This is a genomic window from Frigoribacterium sp. CFBP 13605 (assembly GCF_014839405.1).
Taxonomy (GTDB): domain Bacteria; phylum Actinomycetota; class Actinomycetes; order Actinomycetales; family Microbacteriaceae; genus Frigoribacterium.
The window spans coordinates 205,816-222,009 of sequence record NZ_JACYNS010000001.1; the positions used below are offsets into that span (position 1 = coordinate 205,816).

A 16,194-nucleotide genomic window follows, 5' to 3' on the forward strand; every position below is an offset into this window, starting at 1 on the left:
CGAGTACTCGCTGTGCACGTGCAGATGGACGAATGAGTCTTTGCTCGAGGCCACGGGGCTCCTCGTCTGGTGGTGGATCTGGCGACTAGGGGAACAGCCTAACCGTGACGGAGGACGTCGAGGGCGTGCTGCAGGTCGGTGGGGTAGGTCGAGCGGTAGACCACCGGCTCACCCGTGCCGGGGTGCCGGAAACCGAGCTGCACGGCGTGCAGCCACTGCCGCGTGAGACCGAGGGTCGCCGACAGCGTCGGGTCGGCGCCGTAGGTCGCGTCACCGACGCACGGGTGTCGCTGGGCGGCCATGTGGACGCGGATCTGGTGGGTCCGACCCGTCTCGAGGTGGATCTCGAGCAGCGACGCCGACGGGAACGCCTCGACGGTCTCGTAGTGGGTGACCGACGGCTTGCCGTCGACGACCACGGCGAACTTCCAGTCGGACGACGGATGCCGCCCGATGGGTGCGTCGATCGTCCCGGTCAACGGGTCGGGGTGGCCCTGGACGACCGCGTTGTAGATCTTCTCGACGGTGCGTTCGCGGAAGGCCTGTTTGAGCAGGGTGTAGGCCCGCTCGGTCTTGGCGACGACCATGAGGCCGCTCGTTCCGACGTCGAGGCGGTGCACGATGCCGGCACGCTCGGACGCCCCCGAGGTCGACACGGTGAAGCCCGCGGCGGCGAGTCCGCCGAGCACCGTCGGTCCCGTCCAGCCCACCGACGGGTGTGCTGCGACTCCGACCGGCTTGTCGACGACAACGATCTCGTCGTCGTCGTGGACGACCGCCATGCCGGGCACCTCGACGGCGACCACGGCCGGTGCCTCACGCGGTGACCATGTGACGTCGAGCCACGCACCGGCCTCGAGCCGGTCCGATTTGCCGACCGTGCGCCCGTCGACCGTCACCCCGCCCGAGGCGGCGACCTCGGCCGCGAAGGTCCGGCTGAAGCCGAGAAGCTTGGCCAGGGCGGCGTCGACACGTTCGCCGGCGAGCCCGTCGGGGACCGGGAGGGCGCGGGTCTCGCTCACGAGGCGCTCCGGTGATCGGCAGGAGGCGTCGTGTCGACGGGACCGCTGGGCTCGTCACCGGACGTGCCCGGGTCGCCGACGGCCGTGGAGCCGGCCACCTGAGGGTCGCCGTCGCGACCGTCGCCCGCCGGTCGAGCCGACTTGCCGGCGCTCGGCGTGCGCGTGCCGTCGAGCCCGATGCCCAGCAGCGTGAGCAGGAGGAGCAATCCCATGCTGGACACGATGAAGACGTCGGCGACGTTGAAGATGGCCGGCAGCAGGGAGGGGAAGTAGATGAAGTCGACCACGTGCCCCTGGCCGAACGACGGCTCTCGGAGCAGGCGGTCCGTCAGGTTGCCGAGGGTGCCGCCGAGCAGCATGCCCAGCATGATCGACCAGGCCAGCGATCGGATGCGTCGGGCCACGACCAGGATCGCGACGGCGACGCCGGCGGCGGCGATCGAGAAGATCCACGTCGACCCGCTCGCGAACGAGAAGGCGGCACCGGGGTTCTTGACGAAGTGCAACTGGAAGAACTCGCCGACGACGTCGACGGAACCTCCTTCGACGAGAGTCCGGGTGACCAGCAGTTTGGTGCCCTGGTCGAGGCCGTAGGCCACGACAGCGACGAAGGCCAGCGTCGCGAGAACGCGGACGCTGGCCTTCGTGGCGGGCTTGTCGCTCGACAAGTCCTTAGTTCGAGCCGAAGCCCTGGGCGCTGGCCGGAGTGGGCCGACCGGCCTCGCCGGTGCCCTCGCCGTCGAGCTCGTGCAGCTGACCCTCGATGTAGCTCTTGAGCTTGGAGCGGTAGTCACGCTCGAACGAGCGCAGGTCGTCGATGCGACGCTCGACGCTCGACCGCTCTGTGTTGAGGCGGTCGAGGATCTCGCGCTGCTGGGTCTCGGCGGCACCGATGATGTCGCGGGACTTCGTCTCGGCCTCGGCGACGACCTCACGCTGGCGGGCCTCGCCCTCGGACACCAGACGAGCCGCGGTCGCGTGGCCTTCGGCGATGAGCTGGTCGCGCTTCTCGACGCCCTCGCGGACGTGTTCTTCGTGCAGACGGCGAGCGAGCTGCAGCAGGCTGTTGGTGCTGCTGGTCTCGTCGGCCTCGGACACCGCGGGGGCGGAGTAGGCCGGAGCGGACGCGACGGCGGCGGGGGCCGCGACGACGGGCTCGGACTCGACCACCGGCTCGGGCTCGACGGCCTCGGGGGCCGACGCGGGAGCCGGTGCCGACGCAGGAGCCGGCGCGCTGGCCACCGGAGCCGAGACGGGAGCGGCCTGCGCCACGGGAGCGGAGTCGCCGGACGAGAGGCGCTGACGCAGCTCGTCGTTCTCCTGGTTGAGACGTCGCAGCTCGGCGACGACCTCGTCGAGGAAGTCGTCGACCTCGTCTTGGTCGTATCCCTCGCGGAACTTCGTCGGCTGGAACCGCTTGTTGACTACGTCTTCCGGCGTCAAAGCCATTGCCGTCACCTCGTGCATCTGTTGGATCGTGTGATCGTGGTCTGGGTCGTTCTTCTACACCGTAGAGGAGCGGGGCCCGGTCGGGCCGGGATCGTGCCGTTCGGGCGCTGCAGTGAGCCTACCCTGTCGTCCACGGACGACGTGGTCAGCCGAAGGTGCGGAGCCCGGAGGCGACGCTCATCAGGATGATGACGGCCAGCATGATGATGCTCCAGCCGAAGTCGAGCGCGACCGATCCGAGGCGCACGGGGGGCAGGATCTTCCGCACGCGGCGGATGGGCGGGTCGGTCACCGTGTAGGCCACTTCGGCGATGACGAGCACCGGCCCCTTGGGGCGCCACCCGCGGCTGAACGACTGCGCGAGGTCGAGCACGAAGCGGGCCCACATGAGCAGGAAGAAGATCAGCAACGCGTAGTACGCGATCGTGGCGATCAGGTAAGTGATCATCGGGGGGTCATCAGCTCACACGAGTCGGCGCGAGGAGACTCGCGGACGGGCAGGTCGTCACGTCGACGCAGAGGAGCCGCGACGACGGACTCGTCACGACTGGGCGAAGAACGACGCTTCGATGTCGGATTCTACCTCAGCCTGATCACCGCTCACCGCGATGTGCGCCGGCGACAACAGGAAGACCTTGTTGGTCACGCGCTCGATCTTGCCGTACAACCCCTGCGAGAGACCGCTGGCGAAGTCGACCAGACGACGGGCGTCCGCCTCGGTCATCTGCGACAGGTTGATGATCACCGGGATGCCGTCACGGAAGCTCTCGGCGATCGCCTGGGCGTCCTTGTACTCGCGGGGGTGGACCGTCAGGATCTCGTTCATGTCGTGGGGCACCGTGTTCTTCGGGGTCGAGGAGCGACGCAGCGGCGTCACGGGGGCGCGGGTGGGCGCGGGGGCGGCGGGAGCCGAGTGGACCGGGGCGACGGGAGCCGGAGCCTGGGCGGCCGCCTGCGGTCGCGGCGACTGCTGGGGCTGCGCTCGTTCGTGAGGCTGCTCGTCGTACTCGAGCTCTTCGTCGGCGAGGCCCAGATAGACCATCGTCTTGCGCAGCGGGTTGGCCATGGTGTTCCTCCGAGTCAGTGGATCGTCAGGACCGACATTAACGAGCATCGGGGCGAGAACCCGTGATTGCCGTGCCGATCCGTAGGTGTGTCGCGCCCTCGGCGACAGCCTCGACGAAGTCGGGAGACATGCCGGCCGAGATGGCGACGGCCGTGGTCTCGAGGGACCGCACCCTCTCGGAGACCGCACGGAGGCGCGCGAAGGCCGGACGCGCCTCCTCACCCAGGGGGGCCACGGCCATGACGCCGCGCAGTCGCAGCCCCGGGGTCGAGAGCACCCGCTCGGCGAGCCGCTCGACCTCGTGCTCGGCCACTCCCCCGCGGCCGGGGTCGTCGGTCAGGTTGACCTGGACGAATCCGTCGACGAGGGACCCGGAGTCGTCCGAGAGCGCATCGACGACCGAGTCACGGTCGAGCGAGTGGACGGCGTTCGCGTAGCGCCGGGCCTGGCGCGCCTTCTTCGACTGCAACTGGCCCACGAAGTGCCACCGGAGTCCGTCGAGGTCGTCCAATTCGACGGCCTTGGTCTGCGCCTCTTGGTGACGGTTCTCGCCGACGTCGCGGACCCCGAGGGCGTACAACGCCCTGATGAGGCCGGGCGGATGGAATTTCGTGACGACGATCGTCGTGAGCTCGCCCGGAGAGCGTCCCACAGCGGTGCAGGCGTCGTCGACGGCCGCGGCGACCCGGGCGAGACGCTCGCCCAGGTCGCCGTCGACACTCGTCGGATCGGTCACTCGTCGTTACTTGAGGAAGTCCGGGACGTCGAGGTCGTCATCACCGTCGTCGAAGGCCGGGTCGACGGCCTGGGTCGCGGGCTCTTCGGGCCGCTTCCACGCCGCGGGCTCGTGCGTCGCACCGCTGTCGGCGATGGCCGAGACGCCGGCGACCGAGGTCGCCGTGGGGCCGTCGGAGTCGACGAAGCTCGACCGGCGATCCTTCACCTTCGTCGAGGGCTCACCACCGTCGAACCCCGCCGCGATGACCGTCACGCGGACCTCGTCACCGAGGGTGTCGTCGATCACGGCACCGAAGATGATGTTGGCCTCGGCGTGGACGGCCTCCTGCACCAGGCGCGCCGCGTCGTTGATCTCGAAGATGCCCAGGTTGGAACCGCCCTGGATGGACAACAAAACTCCGTGTGCGCCGTCGATGCTCGCCTCGAGGAGCGGGGACGCCACGGCCAGCTCGGCCGCCTTGATGGCGCGGTCCGCGCCCCGCGACGATCCGATGCCCATCAGGGCCGAACCGGCGCCCTGCATGACCGACTTGACGTCGGCGAAGTCGAGGTTGATGAGACCGGGCGTGGTGATCAGGTCGGTGATGCCCTGGACACCGGCGAGGAGCACCTGGTCGGCCGTGCCGAAGGCCTCCACCATGCTGATGCCGCGTTCGCTGATCTCGAGCAGGCGGTCGTTGGGGACGACGATGAGGGTGTCGACCTCGTCCTTCAGGGCGGCCACGCCGGCCTCGGCCTGCGCCTGACGGCGCTTGCCCTCGAAGCCGAAGGGCTTGGTGACGACACCGATGGTCAGGGCGCCGATCGACTTCGCGATGCGGGCGACGACCGGGGCCCCGCCCGTGCCGGTGCCACCGCCCTCGCCGGCCGTGACGAAGACCATGTCGGCACCCGCGAGGGCTTCCTCGATCTCTTCGGCATGGTCCTCCGCCGCGCGGCGCCCGACCTCGGGGTCGGCACCGGCGCCGAGGCCCCGGGTGAGTTCGCGACCGACGTCGAGCTTGACGTCGGCATCGCTCAACAGCAGCGCCTGGGCGTCCGTGTTGATGGCGATGAACTCCACCCCGCGGAGCCCGAGTTCGATCATGCGGTTGACGGCGTTGACGCCACCGCCGCCGACACCGACGACCTTGATCACGGCTAGGTAGTTATGGTTCGTTGTCACGTCCGGGCCTCCGCTTGAACCTTAACTCTGCAGTTGAAGGTTAAAGTTGTACATGGTATGCAAGTTCTGCAGTCACAAGGTATGGGTGTGCCGCAGGCGCTGTCGCCAGGGTGGCCAGCGTGTCGCGAACACACCCTCTCATCTCGTCCTGATGATCCCGTTGTCGGGCGCGGACACGTCGTACTCGACGCTCGCGCCCGGGTCGCGCCGGGCCTGGTCGGCGATGAGTCCGGTGAGCACCTGGGCCTTCTTCGCCGACTCGTCGGCGCTGCCCCACACGACCCGCTCACCCGAGGTGAGTTGCAGGGTCACGTCGTCGGCCGTCGACGCCGTCACGGTGTCGACGGTCGAACGCAACGTGACCGGCAAGGCCAGCAGCACCTCGGCCACCGAACGGTACGCGGGGCCGTCGAGGGCTGCTCCCCCGACGTCGACCAGGGGTACTCCCTCTTGCCGGGCGTCGAGCGTCTGGACCACGACGCCGGCCGGGTCGACGAGGTCGAACCCCTCCCCCGCGGCGACCGTGGCGACGGGCTGCCGCTCCTGGATGCGCACGACGAGCGTGTGGGGCGGAGCGGTCTCGGTCACGTAGCTGGCGATCAGGGGGAACGCCCCGAGCTCGCGGGTGACCTCGTCGAAGTCGATGAGGGCGAGGGGCGTGCCGAGCTGCCCGTCGAGGGCGGTCTGCACGGCCGCGGCGTCGACGCGGTCCGTCCCCTCGACTCGGATGGTCTGCAACGACAGGAGCGGCGTGAACACGGCGACCGCGACGGACGCGACGAGGAGGAGCACGACGGCCCCGAGCGACACCAGGGTCGCCCGACGGTGTCGGCTGCGACGCGTGAAGCGACGGACCTCGACGCGCTCGACGCGCCTCCGTTCGCTCGACGCCCGACGCGCCTGCCGGCGTGCCGCGACGGCTCGCGACTTGGCCTCGGCGGCCGTGCCGTCGGGTGCCACGATGCGCGGAGGCTCGGAGCCCCGAGGTGCGACCCGCCCGGGGTGCTCGCTCGCGTCGGAGGTCGAGGGCTTCGTCAGGCGGTCGCGCCAGGCCGCGGGGGCTCCGGTGATCGACCCGAGGCGGTCCCTGAGCGACGACGGGGACGACGGATCGGATGGGTCGGCGTCGGCCGCCCGCGAGTCACCGGCAGCACCTCGGGGAGGCCGCGCGGCGCCCACGACGGGGACGGGCCCGGTCGCCTCAGGGTCCCGTCCCCGACGGCGTCGGTTCGGAGCCGCCGGAGGAGTCGGGGTGGGTTCTGGTTCGTCGAATCCGTCGGGCCGCTTCATCGGAGGGCCCCCGACACCACGGACCTGTCGTGACGAGTCACTCCGCGGAGTCCTCCGCGACGGCGACGACGGGTTCGTGGGCCGCGTCGAGTGAGCCGAGAAGCTGCGGCACGATGCGGTAGACGTCGCCACAGCCGAGCGTGATGACGAAGTCGCCCTCTCGCGCGACCTCGGCCGTCCGGTCCGCCGCGGCCTGCCAGTCGGACACGAAGTCGACGCGGTCGGGGTCGGCGAAGCGTTCGGACACCAGCGCGCCGGTGACGCCGGGCTCGGGGTCCTCGCGCGCGCCGTACACGTCGAGCACGATGGTGTGGTCCGCGAGGCGCTCGTAGGTCTCGGCGAACTCGCCGGCCATCATCCGCGTGCGGCTGTAGAGGTGGGGTTGGTGCACGGCGATGAGGCGCCCGTCGCCGACCACGGAACGCGCCGCCTGCAGCGCGGCGGCGACCTCGGTGGGGTGGTGGGCGTAGTCGTCGTACACGCTGACGCCCCGCACGACGCCGTGCAGTTCGAACCGCCGCTCGGTGCCGCCGAAGGTCTCGAGACCCGCGATGGCGGCCTCCGCGTCGACGCCCAGGCCGACGAGGACCGCGAAGGCACCGGCGGCGTTGACGGCGTTGTGCCGCCCGGGCACGCGCAACTGCACGGGCCACGAACGACCCTCGGCGTGCAGGGTGAACGAGACCGGACCGGTCGTGGCGACGTCGCTCAGGCGGACGTCGGCGTCGGCGGCCTCGCCGAAGGTCACGACGAGCGGGTGGTCGAGGCGTTCGGTGACACGGACGGCACCGTCGTCGTCGCTCGAGACGACGACGAACTCGCGCGCTGCCGACGCGAACCGGACGAAGGCGTCGTCGAACGCCTCGTGCGAGCCGTAGTGGTCGAGGTGGTCGGCGTCGACGTTCGTGATCAGGGCGACCGAGGTGTCGTAGAGCAGGAACGAGCCGTCGGACTCGTCGGCCTCGACGACGAACAGGTCGTCGTCACCGCCACGGGCGCTGACGCCCAACGACTGGATGACCCCGCCGTTCACGAAGCTCGGGTCGTGCCCCGCGGCGAGCAGGGCGGTGACGATCATGCCGGTGGACGTGGTCTTCCCGTGCGCCCCGGCGACCGAGACGAGCCGCTGCTGCCCGACGAGCCAGGCGAGCGCCTGCGAGCGGTGCAGGACGGGCAGTCCCTTCGACAGCGCGAGCTGGTACTCGGGGTTGTCCTGCCAGAGGGCGCCGGTCACCACGAGCGTGTCGGCGTCGCCGACGTTGGCCGCGTCGTGGCCGATCGCGATCTCGGCGCCTGCCGCCCGGAGCGACTCGACGGCCGCGCTGTCGCGGGCGTCCGACCCGGTGACACGGTGGCCGGCGGCGAGGAAGACCCGGGCGATGCCGCTCATCCCCGAACCGCCGATGCCGACGAAGTGGACGGCACCGAGTTCGGCGGGGATCGGCTGGTCGAGGTCGGGTTTGATCATGATGTCTCGCTGAGGTCGGGGTTCGGGGAAGACGAGGAGGCGCGGCCCACGGCGTCGAGGACGAGGTCGACCGTGCGGTCGGTTCCGTCGCGCACCCCGACCGAGGCGGCGCGGACGGCCATGTCCGCCACGACGGCCCGGTCGAGCAGCAGGGGGACGAGCGTGCGCTCGACCCAGGCGGGCGTGAAGTCGGCGTCGGCGACGAGCAGTGCTCCCCCGGCACCGACGACGTCGGTGGCGTTGTGTCGCTGTTCGCCGTTGCCCACCGGGTACGGGACGAGCACCGAGGGCAACCCGAGCGCGGTGAGCTCGCTGACCGTGGCCGAGCCGGCCCGGGAGACGACGAAGTCCGCCGCCGAGAGCGCGAGGTCCATGCGGTCGCAGTACCGGAGGAGGTGGTGGCCGTCGAGGTCGGTCGAGGTGAGATCGGACTTCTCACCCGTGATGTGCAGGATCTGCCAGCCGGCGCCGAGCACGCTGACGGCCGCCCTCGACATGGTCTCGTTCAGCCGCCGCGCACCGGTCGAACCACCCGTGACGAGCAGGGTCGGCCGCGCCGGGTCGAGGCCGAAGGCCGCGACGGCCTCGTCGCGGTGGGCCCGTCGGTCGAGGGACTCGATCTCGTCGCGCAACGGCATGCCGACCTGCCGTCCGCCCCGGAGTCGGGTGGAGCGGAAGACGACGCCGACGTGGGACGAGAGGAACGAGCCGAGGACGTTCGCCATGCCGGGTTTCGCGTTGGCCTCGTGGACGACCACGGGCACCTTCGAGCGCCAGGCCGCGACGTAGGCCGGGGCGGCTGCGTAGCCGCCGAATCCGACGACGACGTCGACGTCGTGCTGTGCGAGCAAGGACCGGATGCCGTCGATCGCGCCGGCGAGTCGTCCGGGGAATCGCAGCGCCGCCGCGGAGGGCTTGCGGGGGAAGGGCAGCCGCGGCACGGTGAGCAGTTCGTACCCGCGTTGCGGGACGAGCCGTGCCTCGAGCCCCTCGGCGGTGCCGAGCACGAGCACGGTCGCGTCGGGCTCGCGCCGGCGGAGCCGATCGGCCACGGCGAGGAGGGGGTTCACGTGCCCGGCGGTGCCACCGCCGGCGAGGAGATACGTCGTCACCGCAGAGACCCTACCCGCTGTCGCGGGAGCCCCTGCGGCGTCGCGGGCTCTTCGGGCACCCGGGCGAACGAGAGCACGACGCCGATGGCCACGAGCGTGACGATCAACGCCGATCCACCGGCCGAGATCAACGGCAAGGGGACGCCCAACACGGGCAGCAGCCCCAGCACGACCGCGATGTTGACGAGCGCCTGACCGATGATCCACGCCGTGATGGCCCCGGTCGTCACACGGACGAAGGGGTCGTTCGTCCGGCGGATGATCTTGACGAAACCGACGGCGAGGACGATGAAGAGGGCCAACACGACCATCGCTCCGATCAATCCGAGCTCTTCGCCGATGATGGCGAAGATGAAGTCGTTGTCGGCCTCGGGCAGCCAGGACCACTTCGACTTCGAGTTGCCGAGACCGACGCCGAAGAGTCCCCCCGAGGCCAACGCCCACGTTCCGTGCAGGGTCTGCCAGCACTCGGCCTGGTACTGGCTCGAGTCCGAGCAACCCGACAGCCACGCGGCGATGCGTGAGTTGCGCGAACTCGACCCCTGGGCGATCAGGGGCACGACCACCGCGAGGAACGCGAGGGGCGCCAGCAGGTAGCGCAGCCGGACGCCGGCGAACCAGACGGCCGCGAAGACGAGCAGGAGCATGATCATGGTCGTCCCGAGGTCGCCACCGAGCACGACGAGGCCGATCGCGACGCCGGCCACGGGCACGAGCGGGATCGCCAGGTGCTTCCAGTCGTCGAGCAGGTCGCGCTTGACCGAGAGGATCATGCCGAGCCAGATCGCCAACGCGAGCTTGACGGCCTCGGAGGGCTGCGCCGTGAACGAGCCGAGGTCGATCCAGTTGCGGTTGCCGCCGATCTCGTAGCCGAGGGGCGAGAAGACGAGCAGTTGCAGGACGATGGTCGCCCCCAGGACGTGCCACGCCCAGCGCTTGAGGAACGACACCGGCAGCCGGGACACGATGAGCATGAGCGGGATGCCCACGGCCGCGTACGTGCCCTGTCGGATGAACGCGCCGAAGAACGACGTGTGTCGTGACGAGATGTACTGCTCGACCGAGGACGACGAGAGCACCATGACGAGCCCGAGCACGACCATGAACAACGTCGTGCCGAGGATGACGAAGTACGAGCCCGTCTCGGCGGCGAAGAGCTTCTTGACGCGGACGACGGCGCCGGCGGTGCGCTTCGAGGACCCCAGGCCGCTCGAGGCGTCCTCGGTCGGTCGGACGGGCCCGCGGCGCGTGCGGCTCGACTCAGTCGGCCGACGGCGCGGGAGGCTGGACGGCGGGTTGGCCATCGACGTCACCCCTCAAGTGTTCGTGTACGGCCTGGGCGAAGGATCGCCCTCGGGCCGTGTAGTCGGTGAACTGGTCCATGGACGCCGCCGCCGGGGCGAGGAGCACGGTGTCCCCGGGACGGGCCACGCTCGCGGCGAGGCGCACGGCCGTCGGCATCACCTGCCCAGTGTCGGTGGCGTCGACCTCGAAGACGGGGATGCCGGGCGCGTGTCGGGAGAAGGCCCGGCGGAGCGGCTCACGGTCGACGCCGACGAACACGGCCGCCCGGACGGCGTCCGTGGACTCGAGCACGAGCGGCTCGACGTCGACGCCCTTGAACAGGCCTCCGACGATCCAGACGACCGACGGGAAGGACGTCAGGGAGGCGCGCGCGGCGTGCGGGTTCGTCGCCTTGGAGTCGTCGACCCAGGTCACGCCGCCGGACTCGGCCACGACCTCGGTGCGGTGGTGGTCCACCGCGAAACCGGCGAGGGCGTCGCGGATCGAGACGGGAGCGACGCCCACCGCACGCACGAGCGCGGCGGCCGCGAGCACGTCCTCGACGAGGTGGTCGGCGCCGAGGCCGACGCCCTCGAGGGCCTCCCGGGTGGTCAGTTCGAGCGCTCGCGTGTGGCGCTCGGCGAGGAAGGCGCGGTCGGCCAGGACGGAGACCCCGTCGCCGGTCACGATGCCGACCTCGCTGGGCCCCGGGGCGTCGAGGCCGAAGCCCACGGCGCGGCAGCCCTCCTCGACGTCGGCTTCCTCGACCATGCGCAGGGTCGCCTCGTCCGCCTTGTTGTAGACGCAGGCCACGACCGTGTTCTCGTACACCTTGGCCTTCGCGGCACGGTAGGCGTCCGCCCCGCCGTGCCACTCGAGGTGGTCCGCCTCGAGGTTGAGACACACGGAGGCCCGGGGCCTGAGGGCACCGGCTCCCCCGGTCGGCAGGTAGTGCAGTTGGTGGCTCGAGAGCTCGACGACGAACAGGTCGAAGCCGTCGGGGTCGCGCACCGCGTCGAGGACGGGGACGCCGATGTTGCCGCAGGCCGCCACGCGGCGACCGTCGGCGCCGGCCATCGCCGACGCCAGCTGCGTCGTCGTGGTCTTGCCGTTCGTCCCGGTGACGAGCACCCACTCGGCCACGCGCTCGACCTTGTCGCGTACGCGCCAGGCCAGCTCGACGTCACCCCACACGGCCCTCCCCGAGTCGACGGCCCAGCGGACCAGGGGGTGGTGCGGGGCGAAGCCCGGGCTGGCCACGACGAGGTGCGCGTCGAAGGCCGTGAGCGTGGCCGACGGTGTGTCGGTGGACTCGACCTCGTCGAGACGGGCCCCGATCAGCTGCAGCAGCTCGGCCTTGTCGGCGCCGACCGTGGGGGCCACGACGAGGACGTCGGCGCCCAGTTCGGCCAGGGTGTCGGCCACCGAGAAACCGGTCGCGCCGAGCCCGAGGACGGCCACGCGCAGGCCCGACCATTCGGCGTGCCAGCTGTCGAGCCCGGCGAGCCGTTCGGCGAGGGGGGCGGTGCTGCCGTCGCTCATGAGGTGCGGAGGATCCATTCGAGGTAGAAGGTGCCGACGCCGGCGGCGACGAAGAGCCCGGCGATGATCCAGAACCGGACCACGACGGTCACCTCGGCCCAGCCCTTGAGTTCGAAGTGGTGGTGCAAGGGGCTCATCAGGAAGATCCGCTTGCCCTTCGTGATCTTGAAGTACGCCCGTTGCAGGATCACCGAGCCGGTGACGACGATGAAGAGACCACCGATCAGCACGAGCAGGAGTTCGGTGCGGCTCAGGATGGCCAGGGCGGCCAGCGCCCCGCCGAGTCCCAGCGAACCGGTGTCGCCCAGGAAGATCTGTGCAGGCGAGGTGTTCCACCAGAGGAACCCGATCAGGCCACCGCAGATGCAGGCGGCGACCACGGCCAGGTCGAGCGGGTCGGCCACCTGGTAGCAGGCCGCCCGCGTGGCCTCGTCGAGGCGCACGCTCGTGCAGAGCTGGTTGTTCTGCCAGAAGCCGATGAAGATGTACGACGCGATCGCGAGGATGGAGGCGCCCGTGGCGAGACCGTCCAGGCCGTCCGCGACGTTCACGCCGTTGGAGGTGCTGACGGTGATCAGGACGACCCAGATCAGGAACAGCCCGCCCCCGACGATGGTGCCGAAGAACATGAAGTCGAGCCAGGGGATGTCGCGCAGGCCCGAGATCATCGTCGACGCGGGGGCGAGCCCGCGATCGTTCGTGAACGAGAGCGCCAGGACGGCGAACACCGCCCCCACGACGACCTGCCCGGCGATCTTCGCCCACCCGCCGAGCCCGAGGCTGCGCTGGTTGCGCACCTTGAGGAAGTCGTCGAGGAACCCGACCACGCCGAGGCCGACCATCATGAACAGCACGAGCATGCCGCTGAGGGTGAGCTCGTCCCCGCCGACCAGGTGACCGATGAAGTAGCCGAGCACGGTGCCGATGATCAGGACGATGCCGCCCATGGTCGCCGTGCCGCGCTTGGTGTGGTGCGACTGCGGGCCGTCGTCGCGGATGAACTGACCCCACCCGAGACGGTGGAAGAGCTTGATGAACGCCGGCGTCATCAGCAGCGTGAAGGCGAGGGAGAACCCACCGCCGATCAGCAGCGCGATCATGCCGTCACCCCGGCCAGGCGGTCACCCAGGAGGCGCAGGCCGGCCGATTTGGACGACTTCACGAGGACGACGTCCCCGGCTCGCAGGGTGCCCTGCAAGAAGTCGTACGCCTCGTCGATCGTGTCGACCAGCACGCTTTCTCCGTCCCACGAGCCTTCGAGGCCCGCCGCCATGTGGATGTGTCGTGCCTCGTGGCCGACGACCACGAGCTGGCCGACGTTGAGCCGGACGACCAGGCGGCCGACGCGGTCGTGCTCGTCACGCGCGTACTCGCCGAGCTCGGCCATCTCGCCGAGCACGGCCACCGATCGGTGGTCGGGGCCGGTGATCTGGGCGAGGGTCTTCAACGCCGCGGCGACCGAGTCGGGACTCGCGTTGTAGGCGTCGTTCACGACCGTCACGCCGCCGGGGGCGTCCAGGACCTCCATGCGCCAGCGCTCGGCCCGTGTCACGCCCTCGAGGACCGTCACGGCCCGATCGAGGTCGACGCCCCATTCGCCGACGACGCTGAGGGCCGCCAAGGCGTTCATCACGTGGTGCTCGCCCAGGATGCGCAGCGACACCCGGCGGCTCGCGTCGCCGTGCTCGAAGGTGAAGGAGGTGCCCGACGCCGAGACGTCGATGTCGGACGCCCGGTAGTCGGCCGAGGCACCCTGACCGAAGGTGACGACCCGTGCGGCCGTCACGGACGCCATGCCGGCGACGCGGTCGTCGTCGGCGTTGAGGACGGCCGTCCCCGTGGCGGGCAGGTCGGTCACCATCTCGGCCTTCGCCGCACGGGTGCCCTCGATGCCGCCGAAGCCGCCCGCGTGGGCGAGGCCGACCTTGAGCACGACCCCGGTGTCGGGACGGGCGATGTCGACGAGCCGGGCGATCTCGCCCGGGCCGCTCGCACCCATCTCGACGACGAGGTACTCGGTGGTCTCGTCGATGCGCAGCATCGAGATCGGGGCACCGACGTGGTTGTTGAACGACCCCTGGGGGGCGACGGTCGGCGCGACGTCGCCCAGTACCGCGCGGAGCATGTTCTTGGTGCTCGTCTTGCCGTTGGAACCCGTGACGCCGACGACCTTCAGGCGTCCGAGGCGCCGGACGTGCTCGACGACGGCGGCGGCGAGTCGGGACAGCGCGACGACCCCGTCGTCGACGACGACGAGCGGTGCGGTCGTCTCGAGTTCGCGCTCGGCGACCACGAGGGCGGCGCCGTTCGACGTGGCGGCCTCGACGAAGAGGTGCCCGTCGGTGACCTCGCCGCGCAGGGCGAAGAAGATCGACCCCGGGGTGACCAGACGCGAGTCGGTCTCGACCGTGCCGTCGACCGGGGTCGCGACCCGCGCCTCCTCGGGGTGGACCAGGCGCCCGCCGGTGATGTCGGCGATCTGGCGAGGCGTGAGCGCGATCACTCGGACCACCCGGCCTCGCGCAGGGCGGCACGGGCCTCGTCGCGAGCGGAGTACGGGGTGCGCTCACCACGGATGTCGCGGTAGTCCTGGTGGCCTGGACCGGCCCAGAGGATCGAGTCGCCTTCTCGGGCCAGGGCCACGGCCGCCCGGATGGCCGCCTCGGGCGGGCTCACCTCGTGGATCTCGTGCTCGGGGTACGCCTCGCGGGCGGCGTCGACGAGCGTCTTGCGGATGGAGGCCGGGTCTTCGAAACGGGGGTGGTGGTCGGTCACGACGAGGATGTCGGAACCGGCCGCGGCCACCCGGGCCATCTCGCCGCGTTTCGTCGTGTCGCGGTCGCCGTCCGCGCCGAACAGCATGATGACCTTGCCGGGTGTGAAGGTGCGCACCGCGGCCAGGGTGGTCAGGAACGCGTCGGGGCTGTGGCCGAAGTCGACGTAGACGCTCGGGCCGGTGTCGCCGGACACCCGCTCGGTGCGCCCGGGCAGGTACGCGACGATGCCGCCGTCGGCGTCGAGCGCCTGGCCGATGGCCTCGAGCTCGAAGCCCGCCTCGACCAGCATGACGATCGCCAGGGCCGCGTTCGCGACCATGTGCCACCCGATCAGCGGCACGCGCGTCACGAGCGAACGCTGCTCGGGGCCCGACAGACGGAACTCGGTGTAGGCGGCCTGCTCGTCGAGGATCTGGACCGTCCAGTCGGCCTCGACGTCGGGGAGGATCGTGATCGTCGTCAGGGGGATGCGCGCGTTGTCCACCACGCGCTGTCCGTAGGGAGAGTCGAGCGAGACCACGGCACGACGGGCACGGTCGGGCTGGAAGAGCGGCAACTTCGCCTGGAAGTACTCCTCCATGTCGGCGTAGTCGTCGAGGTGGTCGTGGCTCAGGTTCGTGAAGGCGGCGACGTCGAAGACGAGGCCGTCGACGCGGTTGCGGCTGAGTGCTTGGGCACTGACCTCGACGGCCACCGCGCGCACCTCGCTCTCGCGCATGCGGGCCAGCAGGGCGTGCATCTCGCTGGCCTCGGGGGTGGTGAGGCGGCTGACGACGGTGAGGTCGCCGATGTGGCGCTCGGCCGTGCTGCTGAGGCCGGTGACGAGGCCCAGCTGTCGCAGGACGCCTTCGAGCAGGTACGAGGTGCTGGTCTTGCCGTTGGTGCCGGTGACCGCGAGGAGGAGGGGTGCGTCGTCGCTGTCGGTGCGGTAGATCCATGCCGAGAGCTCGCCAAGGGCCGCCCGGGGCGAGTCGACGAGGACGACGGGGAGACCGCTGGACCGGGCCAGCTCGGCCCCCGCGGCGTCGGTCAACAGCGCGACCGCGCCGCCGTCACGTGCCTGGTCGGCGAACTCGGCTCCGTGCCGGTGCGCGCCGGGCACGCCCACGTACAGGTCGCCGGGGTGGAGGTCCGCCGTGCTCAGCGTGATGCCGGTGATCTCGATGCCGTCGAGGGAACCCTCGTGCTCGAGTCCGAACTCGCTGACCAGTTGGGCGAGTGACCTCGCCGACGGATGTTCCGGTCGAAGGACCGGGGGGATCCGGGCGCTCAAAGAATCCT

At 70.7% G+C, this 16,194-nt stretch carries 15 protein-coding genes; all 15 read right to left on the bottom strand.

The annotated features are described in order from the left end of the window. Positions 1-98 precede the first annotated feature (98 nt). The 15 genes from IFT36_RS00960 to IFT36_RS01030 all read right to left on the bottom strand — a co-directional run bounded on the left by IFT36_RS00960 (position 99) and on the right by IFT36_RS01030 (position 16,186). Positions 99-1,022, bottom strand: a complete 924-nt coding sequence (locus IFT36_RS00960) for an RluA family pseudouridine synthase (protein WP_123570022.1) — start codon at positions 1,020-1,022, stop codon at positions 99-101. Next, positions 1,019-1,690: a signal peptidase II gene (gene lspA, locus IFT36_RS00965; RefSeq protein ID WP_200412200.1), complete on the bottom strand. Its 672-nt coding sequence runs from the start codon at positions 1,688-1,690 to the stop codon at positions 1,019-1,021. The genes IFT36_RS00960 and lspA overlap by 4 nt, the downstream gene beginning before the upstream one ends. Positions 1,691-1,694: 4 nt before the next feature. Further along, positions 1,695-2,471 carry a DivIVA domain-containing protein gene (locus IFT36_RS00970; protein WP_056045044.1) on the bottom strand — a complete coding sequence of 259 codons (777 nt, stop codon included), beginning with the start codon at positions 2,469-2,471 and terminating at the stop codon, positions 1,695-1,697. Between the two features lie 145 nt (positions 2,472-2,616). Beyond that, positions 2,617-2,919: a YggT family protein gene (locus IFT36_RS00975; protein WP_056045042.1), complete on the bottom strand. Its 303-nt coding sequence runs from the start codon at positions 2,917-2,919 to the stop codon at positions 2,617-2,619. Positions 2,920-3,012: 93 nt separating this feature from the next. Then, positions 3,013-3,537, bottom strand: a complete 525-nt coding sequence (locus tag IFT36_RS00980) for a cell division protein SepF (RefSeq protein WP_123570020.1) — start codon at positions 3,535-3,537, stop codon at positions 3,013-3,015. Between the two features lie 37 nt (positions 3,538-3,574). Further along, the gene (locus tag IFT36_RS00985) at positions 3,575-4,273 is read right to left on the bottom strand and encodes a YggS family pyridoxal phosphate-dependent enzyme (protein ID WP_200412201.1); all 699 of its coding nucleotides are present in this window, start codon (positions 4,271-4,273) and stop codon (positions 3,575-3,577) included. A gap of 6 nt (positions 4,274-4,279) precedes the next feature. Continuing rightward, a complete protein-coding gene (ftsZ, locus tag IFT36_RS00990; RefSeq protein WP_043594926.1) occupies positions 4,280-5,440 on the bottom strand; it encodes a cell division protein FtsZ in 1,161 nt (386 codons plus the stop codon). 138 nt (positions 5,441-5,578) lie between these two features. After that, positions 5,579-6,400, bottom strand: a complete 822-nt coding sequence (locus IFT36_RS00995) for a cell division protein FtsQ/DivIB (protein WP_056047382.1) — start codon at positions 6,398-6,400, stop codon at positions 5,579-5,581. A 367-nt stretch (positions 6,401-6,767) separates the two neighbouring features. Then, on the bottom strand, positions 6,768-8,198 hold the full coding sequence (gene murC, locus IFT36_RS01000; protein ID WP_200412203.1) for a UDP-N-acetylmuramate--L-alanine ligase: 1,431 nt from the start codon (positions 8,196-8,198) through the stop codon (positions 6,768-6,770). Beyond that, complete coding sequence (locus tag IFT36_RS01005) at positions 8,195-9,310, bottom strand: UDP-N-acetylglucosamine--N-acetylmuramyl-(pentapeptide) pyrophosphoryl-undecaprenol N-acetylglucosamine transferase (RefSeq protein WP_123570017.1); 1,116 nt, start codon at positions 9,308-9,310, stop codon at positions 8,195-8,197. Before IFT36_RS01005 ends, murC begins: the two co-directional genes overlap by 4 nt. Continuing rightward, positions 9,307-10,614 carry a putative lipid II flippase FtsW gene (ftsW, locus tag IFT36_RS01010; RefSeq protein ID WP_192123985.1) on the bottom strand — a complete coding sequence of 436 codons (1,308 nt, stop codon included), beginning with the start codon at positions 10,612-10,614 and terminating at the stop codon, positions 9,307-9,309. The genes IFT36_RS01005 and ftsW overlap by 4 nt, the downstream gene beginning before the upstream one ends. Continuing rightward, the gene (murD, locus tag IFT36_RS01015) at positions 10,571-12,136 is read right to left on the bottom strand and encodes a UDP-N-acetylmuramoyl-L-alanine--D-glutamate ligase (RefSeq protein WP_200412204.1); all 1,566 of its coding nucleotides are present in this window, start codon (positions 12,134-12,136) and stop codon (positions 10,571-10,573) included. Before murD ends, ftsW begins: the two co-directional genes overlap by 44 nt. Then, complete coding sequence (gene mraY / locus IFT36_RS01020) at positions 12,133-13,236, bottom strand: phospho-N-acetylmuramoyl-pentapeptide-transferase (protein WP_043594922.1); 1,104 nt, start codon at positions 13,234-13,236, stop codon at positions 12,133-12,135. Before mraY ends, murD begins: the two co-directional genes overlap by 4 nt. Beyond that, a complete protein-coding gene (locus IFT36_RS01025) occupies positions 13,233-14,639 on the bottom strand; it encodes a UDP-N-acetylmuramoyl-tripeptide--D-alanyl-D-alanine ligase (RefSeq protein ID WP_173150811.1) in 1,407 nt (468 codons plus the stop codon). Before IFT36_RS01025 ends, mraY begins: the two co-directional genes overlap by 4 nt. Then, entirely contained in the window at positions 14,636-16,186 is a 1,551-nt protein-coding gene (locus IFT36_RS01030; RefSeq protein ID WP_056045031.1) for a Mur ligase family protein, read from the bottom strand. The genes IFT36_RS01025 and IFT36_RS01030 overlap by 4 nt, the downstream gene beginning before the upstream one ends. Between the last annotated feature and the right edge of the window lie 8 nt (positions 16,187-16,194).

Excerpts from the sequence above, each read along its gene's own strand:
- IFT36_RS00975 (WP_056045042.1), bottom strand. The coding sequence starts at position 2,919 with ATGATCACTTACCTGATCGCCACGATCGCGTACTACGCGTTGCTGATC.
- mraY (WP_043594922.1), bottom strand. The coding sequence starts at position 13,236 with ATGATCGCGCTGCTGATCGGCGGTGGGTTCTCCCTCGCCTTCACGCTG.
- ftsW (WP_192123985.1), bottom strand. The coding sequence starts at position 10,614 with ATGGCCAACCCGCCGTCCAGCCTCCCGCGCCGTCGGCCGACTGAGTCG.
- murC (WP_200412203.1), bottom strand. The coding sequence starts at position 8,198 with ATGATCAAACCCGACCTCGACCAGCCGATCCCCGCCGAACTCGGTGCC.
- murD (WP_200412204.1), bottom strand. The coding sequence starts at position 12,136 with ATGAGCGACGGCAGCACCGCCCCCCTCGCCGAACGGCTCGCCGGGCTC.
- IFT36_RS00980 (WP_123570020.1), bottom strand. The coding sequence starts at position 3,537 with ATGGCCAACCCGCTGCGCAAGACGATGGTCTATCTGGGCCTCGCCGAC.
- IFT36_RS00970 (WP_056045044.1), bottom strand. The coding sequence starts at position 2,471 with ATGGCTTTGACGCCGGAAGACGTAGTCAACAAGCGGTTCCAGCCGACG.